The organism is Cocleimonas flava (assembly GCF_004339015.1).
Lineage (GTDB): Bacteria > Pseudomonadota > Gammaproteobacteria > Thiotrichales > Thiotrichaceae > Cocleimonas > Cocleimonas flava.
In genome coordinates this window covers 1,184,833-1,202,399 of sequence record NZ_SMFQ01000003.1, presented here as the reverse complement: position 1 = coordinate 1,202,399, position 17,567 = coordinate 1,184,833, and the positions used below count along the sequence as shown (strand labels likewise).

The window sequence follows — 17,567 nt, the reverse complement described above, 5'->3', positions numbered from 1 at the left end:
TAAAAAACTGACCACTTACTGTTTGATGAGCTGATGCAGGATTTGAATCGCCTGCTGATGTACACTTTTATCCTCTTTACTTTCTCCTTCACTTTCTCCGACATTTCCTCCTTTATTTTCTGCATTTTTTTCTACAGCAGTTACGTTTTCGGGATAGACCACATAAGCGGGAAGATTAAATTCTGGGCTGTCGGGTATTAATGCTAACGTTCCTGATGCGATTAATGGTTCTGCCATTCTCTTCGGTAAAAAACAGGATCCACCATTTTGAATAACCAGTTGTACTGCCAACCAACCGATATTGGCGAGTAATGCGGGCCGTTCTAATTGTGGAAAATGATTGCTGTGCTCCGCATAAAAGCCGGGTCCCCAATCGACATAAACGTAATTTTCATCAGGCCAAGGCTTGTCAGCTTTTGTGCCGACTAATACTAATGTCTCGTCAAACAAATGTTCAATCTGCAAGCCCGGGTTGTGTTGTGGCGTGTACATGAGTGCTATATCCAGAGTTCCTTCTGTCATTCTGCGCATCAAGTCTTCCTCAAACCCAATGATGCTGTTGATGGATACATCTGGCATGTGATTACGCAATTCTCCTACCCATTGCGGGAGTAATTCACCATCCCACAGTGCTATACGTGCGCCAATTATCAAACTGGAATGATAACGATTGGGTAGACCGACATCGTGTTTTGCCTGTTCCATGGTTAGCATCAGCGTTTTAGCATGTCGTAAAAAACGCTTGCCTGCAGATGTTAGCGTTGCACCAGATCGATTACGTATAAATAATTTGGCTTGTAGATTATTTTCCAGATTCTGGATACGCGCACTGACAGTTGATTGAGTAATGTAGAGGCGCGAAGCAGCTTCGATGAAACTGCCATTGGACGCTACTGCAAGAAAGGTGCGTATTTGCTCAATATCCATACTAGATGACCTTATTACTAATTAATGTCTTTTAGACTTTTTTGAGGGTTGCATAATCACCAGCTAAATAACTCAAACCAGTTAAGTGAGGTGTTTTACAGGGTATCGCATTTAGTCTTTTTGCGATTGGTGCGGACTGCGGTGAAAAATACACCTTCACTTCGCAGTGTAATCGCGCTTCTGCCTCATGCCGATAAAACAGAGTCATTCCTTCTGGGTTGTCTACTCTTTGCAGATAATCATCAAAATCATCTTTTAGTTGATACAGCTCTTCGGTTGCCAGCATCGCATCACCGAGATTGATGTAAAACCATTGATTCATAACACAGATTTCATCTGATTCATTGAGTAGATTAAACAAGTATACCATTTTTAATATCGACTTTTCCGATACTAACTAGGTAAAAAATTCGTTATACAGGTGTAATGCTCGTCCGTTAGACTGAAAATAAATTAGAGGAGAAAATGATGAGTAACTTATCTATGCTTCAAGAAATGCGCCAGTCTATGAAACAATCCCTGGCATTAGTGAGTGTTGAACGCGATATAGAAGGTTATTTAGTACATCCCGAAGATTGGACCTTAGAAATAGCGGCTGAGCTAGCAGCTGAAGAAAATATTGAATTAAACGATGACTATTGGCCGATTTTAACGTTTGTAAGAGATTTCTGGGTGGAGAATAAAGTCACGCCCGATATTCGTCATGTAGCCAGTTATCTTGCAGAGTTATATAAGGTAGATAAGAAGGCAGGAAAAAAACGTATTTTTGATTTATTCCCTTATGGCTATGTAAAACAGACGTGTAAAATAGCAGGAATGCAACGACCACGTGCATGGAGCACAGGTTAGTATCGTTATATTTCAAATAAAAAATGCCTACTTTCGTAGGCATTTTTTTGACCAGTCAAACTGATCTTATTGAATTAGCGCAGTGAAATTAGTCAGCTGGAGCTTTTTCTTCTTCATCTTCACATACTGGTGTTTCCAACGCTTCTCTCGCTTCTTCTGACATTGCCTCTAAAGCTTCTTCCGTTACGCATTCCATTTCTTCAGCATCTTCCGCTTTGTTCTCATGAGATGCTGCATAGCTAATAGTGGTAACAGCTGAGCTCATCGCTAATACAAGAGCGCTTACGAATAATGTTGTTTTGTTCATTTTTATATCCTGAAAAAGTTAATTGTTTGTTAAAACGAAGTAAGCGAGTCAGGTAAATCAACTCTTTTACTATCAACTTAGACCAGCCGTTTTCTGTAAAAGTTACATTTTATATACGAAATAAGGAGTAAAAATTATTGTTAAACCAATGAAAATATTTTGTTAATGAATCATTAAAATGTGTGCTAAGTCTTTAAAAACTATTTTTAGATAAAAACAGCGTCTGAAAAACAGAAACTATTAGAATAAATAAAAATAAGTGGTTCATAGTCATTAGAGTAGGGATGAACTTAGGTTATTACTGTAAAAATAGAAATATGTCTGTTTTTGACTATACCGAATATCGTAATTATTTTTAAAAGCAGAACAGTTTGCATACAATCAAATGAAATAAAAATTAAATGGCGATGATAGTCACTATGAAAACACCTAGAATTTCACATGCAATTGCAGATATTTCTTATAAAGACAGCCTGGATAGTTTGTACCAGTTAAAAGTATTTATTGGAAAAGACTACGAAGACAAAATAGCTGAGCAAGCCAAAATATTCAAAGATGCTGACCTGTCGACCATAAAAGACGATTTTTATGTCAGGAGCATTGATGAACTAAGAGGATTGATGAGAGCAACACCGTCATATAACTTCGTGGTTAGGTCTTATCTCGTTTATTCCTACTACAAAAAATCATCAGATGAAGTTTATGTTAGTTCTTTTGGTGGCAATAAAATCAATACCGCAAACGTTAAGAACTTTTTAGTGCATCACATACTTAGCACTAAAGACAGCGGTTTACTGTCTCATTTGATTGAAATGATTTCTGGGTATCAGAACAATTACGATGTTCAGGCAAATACTTTCATGCTCTCTGATTTTGTACACACTTACTGTAGAAAACAGCGTATTGATGATGATGTCATTATTGATTCGGTGTTCGTCAGCAGTGAAAACACAGACATGTCTAATAAAGATGTGATCGCTTTGATGAGAGATCACAACAGAATACCTGAAGGAATGTTTTTAAGAGAAGAGTTCATCGCTTTAGAGCCCGCTCAAATCGTTACATTAGCGTGCTTGTTAATCGATAATCAGGAAGCGGTTGCAGCTTAGTTTTTCTAACACTGATAAACGGCAGAGGCTTAAAGAATACAGAATACTAATCCTCTGTTAAAAAAGCCGTTATAAGTAGGGGGGTGGCTTTTGTAACTTCTTTACTCGTTTAATGTTTTTATTCGGGATTAAAAATACCCACAAATTCAAACGGTTCTGAAGCATTCAGCTTCAGTAACACACCATCGCCAGACGCAACGTTTTGACCCGATATAGCTGCAATCGTGACGTGATGGGTAACCATAATAATCAATTTTTTATTCGTTGCCTGAGCGGCAATAAATTGTTTTAGCGCACTCAGGCTTGGTTCGCGGTTTTCGGGCATTTGAAAGAAAGAATTTAAAGCAGGTAATTCTTTTACTGAGCCCAGATTGAGTAAACGAGCAGTCTCCAGACATCGACACCACTGGGATGAATAAATATCTGAAATTTCTATTTTATTATTTCGTAACCAGTTTCCAATATTGACAGATTGCTGTCGTCCATTTTCATCCAGGTTGCGTTGCGTGCTGCAATCTTCAATTTTAATAGTATCCGGATCGCCAAACCCTGGTGCTTTTGCATGACGAATCATCAAGATATGACCACCATCTTGCATCGTTTTTATCAGCGCAGCATCGTTATTTTCTGCATGCACACTCAAACTAAACGTAAAAAATATTAGCAGATTGAGAAGACTGAACTTTATATAACTCATTTCTTCCTCTTTTTATGACTACCAGATTAATTGTTTTGAGTAGCTCGATTAAATTAGCCGTTTAAATATTAGGTCCGATATCTAACTTGCTTCCATCAGAAAAACGTGAGAACCGGAAACGTTTCAGATCGTGCTCGCTACTCTCTTTATTCGCTATTTGCGCGATTATTTTACCAAAAGCGGGACCGATACCAAAACCATGGCCACTCATGCCCGTTGCAACGATCAACCCTTCTACATCTGGCACTCTATCAACAATCGGAACAATGTCTGGCATTGCGTCAATCATACCACCCCATGCATCAAGAATTTTAGGCTCACCGATTTGAGGGAACCGAGCTGCAAAGCGCTGTTGCATGACTTTTACTTTTCCCTTGGCAGGGTTCGGATTTAAAACACGTGTTATTTCAAATGGGCTTATCTCGTCTTCTTTCCAGTGACGCGGTGTTTTCCAGGCATCAGGTGAGGTACTCACTTCATTTATCCAGGGACGGATTTCGTGAATGTTCTGTAAGCCAGTTTTTATCCACTTGGTCATTAGACGAAAAGAGTCCGGGCCAATAAAATGGTCATGAGAATCAGTGAGTGCAATCGAATAACCTCCGTCATCACGTCGACGAATCGCTAATTCTGGATCTGCAAAATTGGTCGATGACACACTTTGTACCGGAGCTGTTCTTGCAACCGATGCGCGTACAGACAATTGTGGAATATTGATACCATGACGACGTAAAAACAACGACGACCATGCGCCACCAGCAACGATTACCTGAGATGCTTTTATGTGACCTGATTCAGTCACTACACCTGTAATTTGACCCGCTTGAATATCCAGAGCGCGAACTGCACAATTTTCTTTTATCAAAACCCCTTCACTATGTGCCAACTCTGCGACAGCTGGAATGGCTTGCCATGGTTCGGCACGTCCGTCGCTGGCGGTATACGTGCCTCCGATCCATTTGTTATCCGAAGGAGTTTTGAAATCGATGTACTTTTCTAATTGTGACGCTGATAAAGCCACGGTATCTAAACCATGCTCTTTTGCGGTACTCAGCCATTTTTCGCGTTTCGCTTGATCTTTTTCGGTTTTCGAAAGATACATCACGCCACTTTGTTTAAACCCTGTTCGGCCTTTCACTTCTTTATCGATATCTTTCCACAAGCGCAGAGCTTCCATCATTATCGGCAATTCAGCGGGGTCACGGCCATGCTGTCGAATCCAGCCCCAATTTCGTGAAGATTGCTCTCCGGCGATACGACCTTTTTCCAGAATCATAACCTTGAGACCTTTACGAGCCATATTGAGTGCCGAGAACACACCAATAATGCCGCCGCCTATAATAATGGCATCGACTTCGTCAGGAAGGGTGTCGTTGAATGTGATGGGGGTATCGATAGTAATCATAGTTATAGTGCTTTTGGTGGTATAAGTTGTGCCGTTATTATTCTCTGGTTTATAAAATTAATCTTACAATTGACCTGTAAAAAAGTGCCCTAAAGTAGGGGGGTGACTATTATCTTTGTGGTCTTTGTCTTTTATTACTATAGCTATTTATACAGCGCTTTTTCTCGTAAGGTTTTTAATTGTTTCACTTATTCAATTCAATCGCATATTAAAATCAGTCAAAGAATATATTAAGAAAGAGATAATAATACAGAGTCATGTATTAAAATATACAATAATTAGTTACTTCATCATAAACTTGCACTAAGCTAACTGTTTTTTCGTTTTTATCGTGGGAAACACTTGAATAATCAACCGACACATCAAGCTCAAGAAAGCAACAGCCCCAGACATTTTGGCTTCTTGATGATGCCTAATTTTTCGTTGATTGCATTTGCCTCAGCGATAGAAACGCTGCGTTTGGCGAACAATATCAAGGGAAGTGAAATCTACAGCTGGGAGACAATCACCCCAAATGATGATGTTGTGAAGGCGAGTAATGGTCTGGAATTTAAACCGGATAAAAGCCTGCAAGATGTCGATACCTACGAAACCTTGTTTGTCTGTGGTGGGCACAATATTCAACTGTACTGGACTGATTCTATCGGCAAGTGGTTACGCCAGCAAGATGCGAAAGGTGTAATGCTCGGTTCTTTGTGTACTGGTGCTTATGTGTTGGGCAGGGCTGGTTTACTGAATGATTATCGCTGTACCATGCATTGGGATCATATTGCCGCGATGCGTGAAAAATACCCGCACCTGAATTTAACCGATGATATATACGAAATCGATCGTAACCGTTTTACCTGTGCAGGTGGTACCGCTTCGATTGATATGATGCATCATCTGGTATCTTTACAACATGGGCGTCGTTTGGCATCTGCAGTGAGTGAAAAGTTATTGGTTGATCATGTACGAGGCATGGGCGATCCGCAGAGGATTCCATTGCGCCAACAGATTGGAACGGGTCAGCCGAAACTCACAGAAGCCGTGCGTTTGATGGAATCGAACCTAGAAGAGTGTTTGTCGTCAAAAGAGTTAGCGGACTATGTTGAGCTGTCTAGACGTCAATTAGAGCGTTCTTTTCGTGTCTATTTAGATTGCACACCGATGCAGTATTACCTGCGATTACGTCTGCGTAATGCGAGACGCTTATTGCTGCAAACAGATAAGCCAGTGACTGATATTGCCATTTCTTGTGGGTTTAAATCTTCACCGCATTTTAGTAAGTCTTATAAGGATATGTTTAATATGTCTCCGCGAGATGAGCGCCGCATGATTCTTAAGAATAGTCTTTGATTTTTAATCGAGTTCTACAGCTACCATGCTGTTAACTATTATGTCGATAACTACCATGCGTTTAACTGTTTTGTTATTAACAAACGACTGACAATTCCTGGGTATGTGTCACATACCTTACAAAAGTGTCAATAAGTGACTGCTAATACAGTCATAATATAATCGCCTTTTTTATTTTATTATTTATATTTATCAAATGGTTAACGTTTTTTTGGGATAAGTGGCATTGTCATTGCATTAGCAACGGCTATAAAAACAAAGAATTTATAAAATTCTGAAACAAACCCAAACCGAGAGACGTTAACGAGTTAATACATCAAGGATAGATTAACTTAGTCTCACCAGTGCCCTGTCGTTGCCCAACGTCGGGGCACACTTATTTCTGCCTTATGCGTTTCTCTAGCTATATTTCGCTATATATTGTTAATTCGTAAACCACATGACGCATAAATGATTAAGTAACAGCATATTTAAAAAATACGCCTCAAAGTAGGGGGGTGACTTATCGTTTATCTTTCGCAATACCTTCTGATACTTCATATTGCATATCATTGTTACTCAGTTTTTCTCACTAGCTGATCATTCTGAATACGCTGAATTTTCTCTACCACTATTAATGAGTCAATGATGATCGAATAAATGACCAAATCAATGACACAGGACTGACAAAATGTGGATGTGTGACACAAACATAGAGAAATTGTCAGCTAGTGACGATAAAGATAATGATGTAAAAAAACCAACAAAACAAATAAATACATTTAAAACAATAAGATAGCGTTATTAAAGAAAAGTTGGCATCGTCATTGCATTATAGTTAAGTATAAAAACAATGAATTTTTAGCAAGCCCCTGAGGCGAAGAGTAGTTTAGTAAATATAAAAATAAAATAACTACCAGTCTCCCAAGTGCCCTTTCACTTACCCCGGTGAAGGGGCACATTATTTTTGGGAAAAGTGTTTTTCAGATAGCCTTTAGCTGGCAGAGATAAGCATCGAATTTTTAATTCAATTTCTGATTCAATTGAAAACTTTTAACCCAAATAATCATAACCCTCAGCTAGTTGAGTCCTACACTATTATCAATTTTGATGGAATTTGCCGAGGCGAGTTTGCTGGCCATATCACGAGCGATTCTTGCTTCGAACGCGCGTTGTAAGTTGGGATGTTTCTCCAGAAGTTTATTGAGTACAGTTTTCTCCCACGACAAAAAGGTACTGCCTTTTGCAAGGTTCACTGTGGCTGTCGCATTTCCTCCTAGAATAAAACTAATTTCTCCGACAAAACGTCCCTCTGGAATGGTAAAGGTGCTTCCTTTCTTTTTCGCTTCTCCCGTGCCTTTTTCTAAATAATACAAATGGCTTGGCGCTTCGTTTTCATGGGTTAAGGTAAACTTCCCTTCGGTGGTTTGATACTCTGCTACTTTGATTAATCGTCTAAATTCACCGGGTCGTATTCCTTGAAGACTATGGTAAATGGGTAAATGCTTAGGATCAATTTTAATCGGTAGCCGATCATAGATGATGGAAAGAGTGCCGATGATATTGGCAATGATTAGTAGCACACTCCCCATAATAGCTGCCCATAAGGGTTGAGCAGGGTAGATGTAGTAATAAACGATATACAGAACCGTCGATCCTAAAACCAGAAAGCGCAAAAGCAGTTGATTTTTTAGAAGAAAACCTAGCACATAACCTAAGGTTGCAATATGAACCAGCAATCCGGCATCAAGCGAGAAACTTGCCTTTATTGCTTCTATCGCACCTTCCATTGTGCCTCCATTTGTCGTTAATTAGGTCTTTATTTGTTCTCTGAGATTTATTCAATAAAAGCTAAATTAATCATCAGTTTAGAAGATTGTAGTGGATTTTATAAATTCTATATTGATATTTTTTGTGCACGTCTTTTTATCTTAGAATGCGTCTATCAATATTTACACAAAAAACAGGCTGAAAGTAGGGGGGGGTATTTATCGTTTACAGACGGTTGTCATCGGTTCTTAGCTATTATCATTACCCAGCCTGCAGACTCAAACCAGACACAATCAGGCGGACAATCAGAAATAAGGTCAAAGAATACTCGGTCAATGAATAATCAGAGACTGGTTCTAAAGCCTTAGTTGTATTTACTGTATGCTATTAATTAGTCAACACACTCATCAATGAAACAGCAGGTATAGCAGCCATGAAAATAGCCATTCTCACTTTCGAAGGGTTTAATGAACTTGACTCATTTATTGCTTTGGGGATTTTAAATCGTATAAAAGGAGAAGGTTGGGAAGTACAAATTACTAGCCCTACAGACTCTGTTACTTCAATGAATGGTGTGACTATTCAGGCACAACAACCGCTAGAATATTGTGATGATTCTGATGTGGTACTTTTTGGCAGCGGTATCTATACGCGCGAAGTAGCGAAAGATAAGGCAATCTTAGAGCGCATCAATCTTAATACCGAGAAACAATTAGTAGGATCTCAATGTTCAGGTGCCTTACTTATGGCAAAACTGAAACTACTGAACAATTTGCCAGCCTGTACTGATCTAACCACAAAACCCTGGGTAATAGAAGCGGGCGTTAAGGTATTAAACCAATCATTCGTAGCTAAAAATAATATTGCTACAGCAGGTGGGTGTATGTCTTCCCAATATTTAGCGACCTGGGTTATCGCAAAACTTGCAGGGATAGATGCAGCAGAAAACGCATTATCCTATGTATCACCCGTTGGTGAACAACAACAGTTTGTCGAAAAGAGTCTATCGGTTATTCAACCTTATTTGTAACAAACAAAGCTATATTTACATCAAATTAGCATACGTTTAGGTGTATTTAAGTATTCAGTAGATTTGTTTGCAAATCATTCTATATTTACGTAAGTGTCTGATGTTATTATCACCTTATCTTATTAATAACATCACTTTGGTATATAACTTATGATTGAAATTAAGCATTTTTCTTTGATTTTATTCTCGACATTCTTTTTAGCGGCATGTGGTGGAGGCTCAAGTAGCTCAGGTGATTCAGTCGATGTTGGTGATATTAATATCGATATACCTACAGATCCTGAAACAGGTGAATTAAGGCCTAAGATTTACACGTATGAGACGGGTAAAATTATTTATGATGTACAAAAAGAATCTACGCTTGGTGATTTTATCACGGTAACCGAAGAAGGGACTAAGCGCTTTGTGTTTAAGGATTGGGGAAATCTCAGAATTGAAGAGTATGAGGGAGAAAGAACTTCAGTTATCACTGACTTGGTGACAGGTGCGGTAACAACCGAAGTAGAAGCTATTCACGATTTAAGAAAATGGGATACACCAAAAAGTTATGATGTAAATTTTGACCATGAAACCATTACTATGTTGGATTTTAGTCCAGTTTTAACAGGATTAACAAATGACGCATTGGTTGATGCTATTGCTCCTGATGAGGTAGAACCATTAACTGCAGATGGCGTAAAGATCATCGCATTAACATCTTGTACCAATTATGTGATTAATGAGTTTTTCACACAATGTATAAATGAAGGAGCTATTGATAGGAGTGGCATAGAATTAGAATCAATTTTTTCCACAGATACAGCTTTTACAACAGAAACAGCAACCAGCGTACATTTTGATGTATTCGTCGATGATTCTGAGTTTGATATACCTAACTACACAATCCTGACAGGGAACTAATACAGAAAAAAATCCAAAAACCCCTCTAAAGTAGGGGGGTGACTTTATTTGATGGGGAACATCTCGCTTTATGGCGTATTAATCGCCATAAAGCTTTTCATCTGGACTGGGGAAGGTGGTTTCTTCTACGGCAACGTCATTGACTGCTGTTAATTCTTCATTTGTAGCGGTCATCGTTTGGCTTTCATTAGTTTCAGTCTGAGGTGTTGAATCATCATTTTCAATCGCAGATTCACCCTCATCGCACACCGGTAACTCCAGTTTTTCTACATTATCATCTGACATAGCATCTATTTGAGCTTGTGGTACACATTCAGCCTCAGACAAATCCTCATCACTCATCGGCTGTGTTTCTGCCTCTGTCGCAGCAGATAGTGAAACAGTGTCTTCATTATTTTGCGCCAACGCGACCACCGATAATGATGCACTAAGAAAAAATACCAACGATTGTGTGATAACTGATTTTTTGATCATTTTTTAATCCTGAGAAAATTGGGTAATCTTCATTAAAGACTAACTGTCTCTAGACTTTGGATAACCCATCTCAGTAAAGTATATAAAGTTAAAGAATGTACGAGGAATGAAAAATGAGAAAAGTTAATGATATTTTATGATCAACTTGATCAAAAATAATTGTTAAGAATGTCTTTAGCTTTCTTTAATGACGAAACAGTAAATCTATTTGTCATTTATTCAACCAGAGGAGACATATATCAACGATATCAGAACGATAGTTAAGCATTATAGGTAGGGATTAGCATAGAATAATATCCTGACCTTAGAAAAGTACGAGTTATTTATGATCGAATATGGTTCACACATTCCTTATCTATTAACTAACGCTCTGGCATTAGTTCTGGTTTTTTTAGCGTTTAAAAAACACCGAATGACTCGATTAATTTTCATTCTTATTTTTTTATTAGCAGGCTTATTCAACCTCTATACCATTTTAGTGAATCCTGAATTTTTTAATTATTATGCCGATAAGGCATTTTTGAATATTTATAGAACCTTCATCAGTGGCTACTTTAGTCATCATATTCAGTTGGTTGTAGGCTTGATTAGCTTAGGCCAAATAATAGTCGCTATCTTGCTCAGTGCGGGTGGTCGCTTTGTGTATCTCGGAGTAGCGGGTGGCATAGTGTTCTTCATTGCATTGATACCTCTAGGGATTAGTGCGGCATTTCCTGCCATGCTGTTATTTATTCTTGCTTTGGTTCTTATGCAATATCGATTCGAATAAAATCTGCTTAGGGGACAGCTGATTTTGAATCTATTTACGCATTAGTTTCATATTGAGTTTGAATAGTTTATTCTAATGACATAATAAGCATAATAGATTTTTTTATAGACAAGAGTCCCCAATGCGTTTTTCGACGAGCTTAGTTACGGCATTTATTAGTGTCTGTGTCACAGTATTGAGCATCAATGCCCATGCAGATGTTTTAAAGTGGGTAGATGAAAACGGCAAGACGCACTATTCCAATAAAGAAAAAAAGTCATCGAGAAACAAAGCTAAAGTTATCAAGTTTGTTGAATATGAGTCCTCAGATGATGTGGAACCAGACCAGATAAACGCTAAAACAGAATCAGGATTAGACGATAACTCGTTTAACGAAGTATCAAACGCTACAGGCTCGAGTCATTCAAATAGTAAATTATCCAGCGACGTTGCTTCTTATAAGAATAGGGAGTCGATTGATTCTTTATCCAATGAAGATTCAGATGTGCATCGCATCATGTTGGACCAAATAAATAAATCTAAGTCCTATATACAACGAAAATCCAGAAACACTCGTCGCAATACGAAAGCCAAACCCGAATACACCATAGCGGAATATAATCAACGCTGTGAAGATGCAAGAGAAGAGCTAATTGCGCCTCTAAGACAGGAGGCAGTAGCTTCATGCATGAAAATGAAACACAGCATGAGTTCGAAAACTCGCGATTATTGTGAAGAAATTAATGAGAATTTTGGTGATGGTGGAATGAACTCGCGCGGTTATTATATTCAGCGCATGTTCCACAATATTTCAGAATGTCAGGATGCGTATGACGCATGGGACAGGAGAAGCAAAAAAATGAGAGGTTATTCAGAAGAATAACCTCCACAAATAAATCGATACATAAACGATTACATATTTATTACTAAAGAATGTAACCAGATATAGATGTATTGATCATTGATTTATATTTTTTCTAACAGTTTTTCATCAATTTCTTTTGGGATACGATGCGGTGGAATGTCATGTCCCAGTGATTTTTGATGTTTATAAATAACAATAAATTGCTCGACAGGAGGTTTACGCTCAAGCAGGTGAGTGTAATTGGCAATGCCTTTTTTCTCTGCATAGAACATTACTGACTTTAGCCACGCCATGTCAAAACCATGTTTACTGATATTAATATTCTTATCAAAACGCACACCGTCGGTTGAGCCTGAAATAATAAATAACGGTGAATAGTAATATTTAGTGACACCTGCGCGTACTTTTTTGCCACGAGCAAATTTCATTTTAATCCCAGAAACTCCCGTTGTATAAGCAGACGAGATCCGTCGATGCTCTTTGCACTCAAGGTCTTTCTTTGACTGGATAAGTTGCCGTTCCATATTCCATTCGGCATTAAGCGCTTCCGCTTCTTTTTTAATTTTGTTTAATTCTTTTTTGTTCGTGATGCCGCGGAATGCAAAATATTTTTGGCGATAATCATCGCCTACTTTCACTACGACACGAAGCCCTTTAAAACCTGCTTTATGTTCACCAGGTTTATATTCTCTAATCGTCAATGTAGTTGTCTCTTATTTTTAGGTGCGCCTAGTCTATCGCTTATTAATTGTTATGTAATACAGTAAATTCGATGCACTTTATAAACTCAGTTAGTAGCGTTGTGTGTCAGTATTTTATGCAAAAATATTCTTTTAAAACAATTGCTTAATACTATTCGCTTGTAAGCAGGTTGTTAATGGTCTGTTTCTCTAATAAAAGAAAAAGTGCCAAGTTTACCCACATTTTTTGTAAAGAAATAATAACGATTCTTTACACTTTCTTACTCACCTAACACCCACATTTACACAAGATACCTGCACAATTTCACCATCAGTCACACAACGGCTGTGAACTTAAAAACTTAATTGAAATTACAGGAAAAATATTATGAAAATCAAATCAGCAATCATCGCTTCAACAATCGCTACTGCGGTAAGTTTAGCTTCTCTATCTGCATTTGCAGACGGTGACAAAGAAATTAACACTAATCATGGAGACAATAAAAGTGAGTCTCACAAAAAAGGTGGTCATCATAAACATCACAGAGGCTTTAAGAAAGTGTTTGCACAGCTAGATTTAACGGATGCTCAGAAAACACAGCTCAAAGACTTACGTAAGCAAAAGCGTGATGGAAGTCTGACTCGTGAAAGTTTTAAAAGCGAAATGGCAGGAATTTTAACGGCTGAGCAAAATGCGAAACTTGAGCAAATCAAAGCACAACGTGGCGAGCATAAGCAAGGGCGTAAAATGAAGCGTGAGCAGATGAAGAGCTTGAATCTTACTGCAGAGCAAAAGACTCAATTGAGAGATGCACGTAAGGCACTTAAAGAAGAGATGCGTTCGCAGCGTAAAGAAGCAATGACTGCAAAAATGAAGTCAATTCTTACCGCTGAGCAATACGCTAAGTTTGAAACATTTAAAAAGTAATAAGTGGTGATCACTAAACAAAGAAAGGGCGACTTAGATCGCCCTTTTTTTATTTGCGTTTTTTTACATCTAAATATGTATTTAAGGAACCTGTTTCATCAACGAAGGCCAATAACCATCTGCTGAGGCAATATGGGCTTCTTTATCTTTCAACCATAATTCCCGTGTACCAATACTGTAATTTAAAAACAGTTTTTTATTGTGAATGGTCCATGCAAACGGATCGGTATTCGCAATTGCATTTTTCCCGGCGGCATAAGCACAATGGCCTCCATACTGAGGGATAAAGGCCTCAGGGTTTTCAACAAAAGCCTGTTTGTTTTTTTCACTGGCGAATGCCCATTTATTACCTTTGTAATCGAGCGTATATTCCTGTTTACCCTCTACAGGTTTGCTGTCACTAAAGTAGGCGACAGGATCATATCCATGAATTGCAAGTCCGTTGCTCGAATCGATATTTATTCCATTGGCGGCGTATGCAACAGAACTCCCGATCCACATAATTATTAAAAAGATAAGGCTGTTTCGCAACGAGGTAAGGCTTAGAGTAAAGCCAGGCTGAGATAAGATATTTGATACGGCTAGCGGTTTGGCCATATAGATACTCCTATAACGAGTTATAAAAGCTCTGATTGTATGTTGGTAAAATTATAGAGAGCTTGTGAATTGTTAATTTTGTCTGGATTAGTCGTAGAAAAAAGCCGTTAGACAACATAAAAATAATTCTACGTTGATTGGCAAATGATCATTTCAGACTTTCCAATTATCCACCCAATTAAGCATGGATGAATAATAGGCTATGGATGCAAAGTAATCAGGCTAAAGCTTCGTTTAACTCTTCGAAGTTAGTGTCTTCAATACTTGAAGGGATATAGGTATCGAGTTGTTTACTCACTTGCGTAATTGAGAAAATCCCCCGAATAACTTTACCTTCTTTATTACTTTCCATAACCAGCATGTGATTTCTTCGGCATTGTTCAAATGCACTCACAATATCTGACACATGTGAACTCAACACTTCTTTAATTGGAATGGCTTCAAGGCGACTAATAGGAGTCATCAGATCAGACGCTTTAATGTCATCCCTGCTGCAACCATTTTGATTAGCGAACTGTAACGGCTTTTTACCGTTTATATCGGAAGTGGTTACTAGGCCCGCTAGGTCTCCCATGGGATCATTAACAAATAGCATGCGAACGCCACAGGCAATCATCTTGTTATTGATCGACTCAATGCAGGCATTGGATCTTATGGAATAAGGTTTGACGACTTTTAAATCGGTCATCACTTTAATCGCAGGATCATCCTCAGATACTAATTTTTTGCCATCAGAATCTGGCGTGGTTAAGCTCACTACATTGGGTAGCTGCTTCGGGTGAATCCCTTTTTCTGCTTGTGTCATTATTGCTTCCTCTCTTTGAGTGGTACTTAATAATGTGTGTAAAATTGAATGTTAATAATCAGTATATATTCCTTTAATGTACTCCTCTTTTTTTATCCTGTACCGAAATTTAATTTATGAGGATAGAAGGTAAATTAATATATACTATTTAAGTTATTGAAATTTAAGTATAAAGTTGTATTTATGAGGCTATTAGTTTTTTTTAAATGTTTAAATCAAATAGTCTGCCGCTTTTTTAATATTTACAAAAATAAAGTGAAGTAAATCAATCGATTAGAAATGTGTTGTCAAGCCAGCTAAGCGTATTAGCTGGCTATACAGCAGTAAGTATGTCGTTAACGGAAAAAACGCCTCAAAGTGGGGAGGTGGCTTTTCCAGAACATAAGAACCAGAAAAACATAATTGGATAATTGTTCTTTTAGTTAATGCCGAGTTTAGCTTCTATCGCAGCCAATCGGGCTTCAATCGCATCAAGGCGGTCATTGTCGAGAGGAATGCTGCTGATTGATACAGCGTCTTTCTCGATGTCTTCTACTGATACTTCCCCGCAGAGTGTATGTGCAAAACGATCTTCACGACGTCCAGCACCTTTGGGAATCAAGGTTACCAATGGCATCTCACGTTCGATCATCGCGATAAGATTATCGTGGATTTCATCGTTAGATTCGAAATCAACCATACGCGCAGTGCGAGTTTTTAGGTCATTCAGTGTTTGCGGTTTGCGTAACAGTAATACTGTGAGAATCGCCTGTTGTTTGCGATCAATATCCAACTCTGTGCAAACACGATGCGAGATTTTATTCGAACGTTCACCGTAATCAATACCAGCCAGTTTGCGTTCCACTAGTGCATTTACTGTGTGACCTACCTGACCCTCGGTCAAATTCATTACAGGTTCGCGATTGCTTTTCTGGTTGCAGGCGTTGCTCAGTGAGTTAATTGTGAGCGGATAGTTATTTGGCGTGGTTAGATGTTTTTCCATCAACGAGCCAATTACGCGGGCTTCTAAAGCCGTGAAATAAGCTGGTTCTTGTGAAACCTCATCCTGTGTTTCGTCTAGAAGGTCGTCGCTATTGCTATCCGTGTTTTCGAGAGTCTCATCCATGAAAATATCTCCTTTTTGATCTGTTGTTATGTATTGTTATGTATTGTTATGTATCGTTCTGTATTGTTATTAGTAATTATTTCTAAGCACGTTATAGCAATTCTAGTATGAAACGCCTTTATCCACACTGAATGTGAGTTTGGTTTTAGAGGTGCTATTTATTGAGCAAAGCTGATATTCTATGCCGCGAAAGTTTAGCGCTTATCTGCAATAAATAAATAGCCGATAACTGCATGAAAACGAATGAATATTATAATAATTTTGGGCAAGGGCAACATGAAGTCAACACACATTAATAAGGTATTACTCTCAGGCACTGTGATCAGTGCATTTTTAATCAACGGTGGGTTAAATGCCGATACCTTATTGGGGGCAGATTTAGAAGTAGGAGTCTGGTCACCCAGTTATGATGCTGGTAGCTTCGTCGGCAGTGTGTCTGGTGACGATCAATCGGTGTTTGCCAGCGCAACCATTGAACATCCGGTGCCATTGATTCCAAATTTCAAATTATCACTGTCTGAAGTGAATAGTGATGCTTATGAGTACACTAAAATTGATTACACCGCTTACTACGAAATTTTAGACAATGACGCGATTTCAATTGACGTCGGTTTGGGTATCTCACAATTTGAAGGCGGAAAATACCTGTCACAATCTTTTTCTGGCGCAACACCGCATGCTTATTTCGATGCAGAAGTGGCTTTGCCGTTTTTGAATACCACGCTTTATACCGATATTCATTACTTGAATTATGATGGAAACCAGATCACTGACGCGATTGCAGGTTTACGCTATGACTTCAATTTAGTCGCGGTAGATCTTGGCTTGAAAGCGGGTTATCGAGTGCAAAGCTTTGATGCGAAAGATTTCGATGATCTGTCTTTTGATTTAAAAACAGATGGTTACTTTGTCGGTTTGCACGCAGACTTCTAATTTACGATATCAATTGATTAGAGACATTAGCTTTTTGGTCAATAGAAGCAGAACCCCCTCTCAATGACGCTACATGCTAGTTGTCGCTTTGCAGGCGAGCTAGTATTAAGCTTTTGGTATA

The 17,567-nt window shown here is 38.4% G+C and carries 20 protein-coding genes; 9 read left to right on the top strand and 11 right to left on the bottom strand.

Translation table 11 applies throughout. The annotated features are described in order from the left end of the window. Nucleotides 1-15 precede the first annotated feature (15 nt). Together EV695_RS11455 and EV695_RS11450 are read right to left on the bottom strand one after the other, a co-directional pair. Nucleotides 16-927 carry a LysR family transcriptional regulator gene (locus tag EV695_RS11455; RefSeq protein WP_131906050.1) on the bottom strand — a complete coding sequence of 304 codons (912 nt, stop codon included), beginning with the start codon at nt 925-927 and terminating at the stop codon, nt 16-18. A 31-nt stretch (nt 928-958) separates the two neighbouring features. Continuing rightward, on the bottom strand, nt 959-1,249 hold the full coding sequence (locus EV695_RS11450) for a hypothetical protein (RefSeq protein ID WP_131906049.1): 291 nt from the start codon (nt 1,247-1,249) through the stop codon (nt 959-961). Nucleotides 1,250-1,395: 146 nt separating this feature from the next. Here EV695_RS11450 and EV695_RS11445 point away from each other — a divergent pair, with 146 nt between their 5' ends. Beyond that, nucleotides 1,396-1,776, top strand: a complete 381-nt coding sequence (locus tag EV695_RS11445; protein ID WP_243651559.1) for a TusE/DsrC/DsvC family sulfur relay protein — start codon at nt 1,396-1,398, stop codon at nt 1,774-1,776. A gap of 88 nt (nt 1,777-1,864) precedes the next feature. Here the strand turns inward: EV695_RS11445 and EV695_RS11440 are convergent, their stop codons facing one another. Beyond that, nucleotides 1,865-2,083 (bottom strand): hypothetical protein, encoded by a 219-nt coding sequence (locus EV695_RS11440; protein WP_131906048.1) that lies wholly within the window; start codon nt 2,081-2,083, stop codon nt 1,865-1,867. A gap of 419 nt (nt 2,084-2,502) precedes the next feature. On the opposite strand from EV695_RS11440, the gene EV695_RS11435 reads away from it, so the two are divergent. Beyond that, a complete protein-coding gene (locus EV695_RS11435; RefSeq protein ID WP_131906047.1) occupies nt 2,503-3,192 on the top strand; it encodes a hypothetical protein in 690 nt (229 codons plus the stop codon). 118 nt (nt 3,193-3,310) lie between these two features. On the opposite strand, the gene EV695_RS11430 is transcribed toward EV695_RS11435, so the two are convergent. Together EV695_RS11430 and EV695_RS11425 are read right to left on the bottom strand one after the other, a co-directional pair. Next, the gene (locus EV695_RS11430; RefSeq protein WP_131906046.1) at nt 3,311-3,889 is read right to left on the bottom strand and encodes a histidine phosphatase family protein; all 579 of its coding nucleotides are present in this window, start codon (nt 3,887-3,889) and stop codon (nt 3,311-3,313) included. A 61-nt stretch (nt 3,890-3,950) separates the two neighbouring features. After that, on the bottom strand, nt 3,951-5,294 hold the full coding sequence (locus tag EV695_RS11425) for an NAD(P)/FAD-dependent oxidoreductase (protein WP_131906045.1): 1,344 nt from the start codon (nt 5,292-5,294) through the stop codon (nt 3,951-3,953). Nucleotides 5,295-5,636: 342 nt separating this feature from the next. Between EV695_RS11425 and EV695_RS11420 the strand changes: the two genes are divergently transcribed. Then, complete coding sequence (locus EV695_RS11420; protein ID WP_131906044.1) at nt 5,637-6,632, top strand: GlxA family transcriptional regulator; 996 nt, start codon at nt 5,637-5,639, stop codon at nt 6,630-6,632. A 1,058-nt stretch (nt 6,633-7,690) separates the two neighbouring features. On the opposite strand, the gene EV695_RS11415 is transcribed toward EV695_RS11420, so the two are convergent. Then, nucleotides 7,691-8,401 (bottom strand): cyclic nucleotide-binding domain-containing protein, encoded by a 711-nt coding sequence (locus EV695_RS11415; protein WP_131906043.1) that lies wholly within the window; start codon nt 8,399-8,401, stop codon nt 7,691-7,693. Nucleotides 8,402-8,814: 413 nt separating this feature from the next. Between EV695_RS11415 and EV695_RS11410 the strand changes: the two genes are divergently transcribed. Both EV695_RS11410 and EV695_RS11405 read left to right on the top strand, forming a co-directional pair. Then, nucleotides 8,815-9,411, top strand: coding sequence for a DJ-1/PfpI family protein (locus tag EV695_RS11410; protein WP_131906042.1), 597 nt, complete (start codon nt 8,815-8,817; stop codon nt 9,409-9,411). 174 nt (nt 9,412-9,585) lie between these two features. Next, nucleotides 9,586-10,311 carry a hypothetical protein gene (locus tag EV695_RS11405; RefSeq protein ID WP_131906041.1) on the top strand — a complete coding sequence of 242 codons (726 nt, stop codon included), beginning with the start codon at nt 9,586-9,588 and terminating at the stop codon, nt 10,309-10,311. A gap of 78 nt (nt 10,312-10,389) precedes the next feature. On the opposite strand, the gene EV695_RS11400 is transcribed toward EV695_RS11405, so the two are convergent. Then, nucleotides 10,390-10,785: a hypothetical protein gene (locus EV695_RS11400; RefSeq protein ID WP_131906040.1), complete on the bottom strand. Its 396-nt coding sequence runs from the start codon at nt 10,783-10,785 to the stop codon at nt 10,390-10,392. Nucleotides 10,786-11,110: 325 nt separating this feature from the next. Between EV695_RS11400 and EV695_RS11395 the strand changes: the two genes are divergently transcribed. Both EV695_RS11395 and EV695_RS11390 read left to right on the top strand, forming a co-directional pair. Then, the gene (locus EV695_RS11395) at nt 11,111-11,554 is read left to right on the top strand and encodes a hypothetical protein (RefSeq protein WP_131906039.1); all 444 of its coding nucleotides are present in this window, start codon (nt 11,111-11,113) and stop codon (nt 11,552-11,554) included. 121 nt (nt 11,555-11,675) lie between these two features. Then, nucleotides 11,676-12,416 (top strand): DUF4124 domain-containing protein, encoded by a 741-nt coding sequence (locus EV695_RS11390; RefSeq protein WP_131906038.1) that lies wholly within the window; start codon nt 11,676-11,678, stop codon nt 12,414-12,416. A gap of 83 nt (nt 12,417-12,499) precedes the next feature. On the opposite strand, the gene EV695_RS11385 is transcribed toward EV695_RS11390, so the two are convergent. Then, a complete protein-coding gene (locus tag EV695_RS11385) occupies nt 12,500-13,099 on the bottom strand; it encodes a hypothetical protein (protein ID WP_131906037.1) in 600 nt (199 codons plus the stop codon). Nucleotides 13,100-13,466: 367 nt separating this feature from the next. Here EV695_RS11385 and EV695_RS11380 point away from each other — a divergent pair, with 367 nt between their 5' ends. Beyond that, entirely contained in the window at nt 13,467-14,006 is a 540-nt protein-coding gene (locus EV695_RS11380) for a Spy/CpxP family protein refolding chaperone (RefSeq protein ID WP_131906036.1), read from the top strand. A gap of 81 nt (nt 14,007-14,087) precedes the next feature. On the opposite strand, the gene EV695_RS11375 is transcribed toward EV695_RS11380, so the two are convergent. From EV695_RS11375 to EV695_RS11365, 3 genes are all read right to left on the bottom strand, one after another. Then, complete coding sequence (locus EV695_RS11375; RefSeq protein WP_131906035.1) at nt 14,088-14,603, bottom strand: YHS domain-containing (seleno)protein; 516 nt, start codon at nt 14,601-14,603, stop codon at nt 14,088-14,090. A 217-nt stretch (nt 14,604-14,820) separates the two neighbouring features. Next, nucleotides 14,821-15,408 carry a CBS domain-containing protein gene (locus EV695_RS11370; RefSeq protein ID WP_131906034.1) on the bottom strand — a complete coding sequence of 196 codons (588 nt, stop codon included), beginning with the start codon at nt 15,406-15,408 and terminating at the stop codon, nt 14,821-14,823. Between the two features lie 418 nt (nt 15,409-15,826). Beyond that, nucleotides 15,827-16,513 (bottom strand): YceH family protein, encoded by a 687-nt coding sequence (locus EV695_RS11365; protein WP_131906033.1) that lies wholly within the window; start codon nt 16,511-16,513, stop codon nt 15,827-15,829. 276 nt (nt 16,514-16,789) lie between these two features. On the opposite strand from EV695_RS11365, the gene EV695_RS11360 reads away from it, so the two are divergent. Continuing rightward, nucleotides 16,790-17,446, top strand: a complete 657-nt coding sequence (locus EV695_RS11360) for a TIGR04219 family outer membrane beta-barrel protein (protein ID WP_165874692.1) — start codon at nt 16,790-16,792, stop codon at nt 17,444-17,446. Nucleotides 17,447-17,567 lie beyond the last annotated feature (121 nt).

Coding starts and splice junctions, on each gene's coding strand:
- EV695_RS11370 (WP_131906034.1), bottom strand. CDS start 15,408: ATGACACAAGCAGAAAAAGGGATTCACCCGAAGCAGCTACCCAATGTA.
- EV695_RS11445 (WP_243651559.1), top strand. CDS start 1,396: ATGAGTAACTTATCTATGCTTCAAGAAATGCGCCAGTCTATGAAACAA.
- EV695_RS11455 (WP_131906050.1), bottom strand. CDS start 927: ATGGATATTGAGCAAATACGCACCTTTCTTGCAGTAGCGTCCAATGGC.
- EV695_RS11435 (WP_131906047.1), top strand. CDS start 2,503: ATGAAAACACCTAGAATTTCACATGCAATTGCAGATATTTCTTATAAA.
- EV695_RS11415 (WP_131906043.1), bottom strand. CDS start 8,401: ATGGAAGGTGCGATAGAAGCAATAAAGGCAAGTTTCTCGCTTGATGCC.
- EV695_RS11380 (WP_131906036.1), top strand. CDS start 13,467: ATGAAAATCAAATCAGCAATCATCGCTTCAACAATCGCTACTGCGGTA.
- EV695_RS11410 (WP_131906042.1), top strand. CDS start 8,815: ATGAAAATAGCCATTCTCACTTTCGAAGGGTTTAATGAACTTGACTCA.
- EV695_RS11375 (WP_131906035.1), bottom strand. CDS start 14,603: ATGGCCAAACCGCTAGCCGTATCAAATATCTTATCTCAGCCTGGCTTT.
- EV695_RS11395 (WP_131906039.1), top strand. CDS start 11,111: ATGATCGAATATGGTTCACACATTCCTTATCTATTAACTAACGCTCTG.
- EV695_RS11425 (WP_131906045.1), bottom strand. CDS start 5,294: ATGATTACTATCGATACCCCCATCACATTCAACGACACCCTTCCTGAC.
- EV695_RS11430 (WP_131906046.1), bottom strand. CDS start 3,889: ATGAGTTATATAAAGTTCAGTCTTCTCAATCTGCTAATATTTTTTACG.
- EV695_RS11400 (WP_131906040.1), bottom strand. CDS start 10,785: ATGATCAAAAAATCAGTTATCACACAATCGTTGGTATTTTTTCTTAGT.
- EV695_RS11365 (WP_131906033.1), bottom strand. CDS start 16,513: ATGGATGAGACTCTCGAAAACACGGATAGCAATAGCGACGACCTTCTA.
- EV695_RS11390 (WP_131906038.1), top strand. CDS start 11,676: ATGCGTTTTTCGACGAGCTTAGTTACGGCATTTATTAGTGTCTGTGTC.
- EV695_RS11440 (WP_131906048.1), bottom strand. CDS start 2,083: ATGAACAAAACAACATTATTCGTAAGCGCTCTTGTATTAGCGATGAGC.
- EV695_RS11450 (WP_131906049.1), bottom strand. CDS start 1,249: ATGAATCAATGGTTTTACATCAATCTCGGTGATGCGATGCTGGCAACC.
- EV695_RS11360 (WP_165874692.1), top strand. CDS start 16,790: ATGAAGTCAACACACATTAATAAGGTATTACTCTCAGGCACTGTGATC.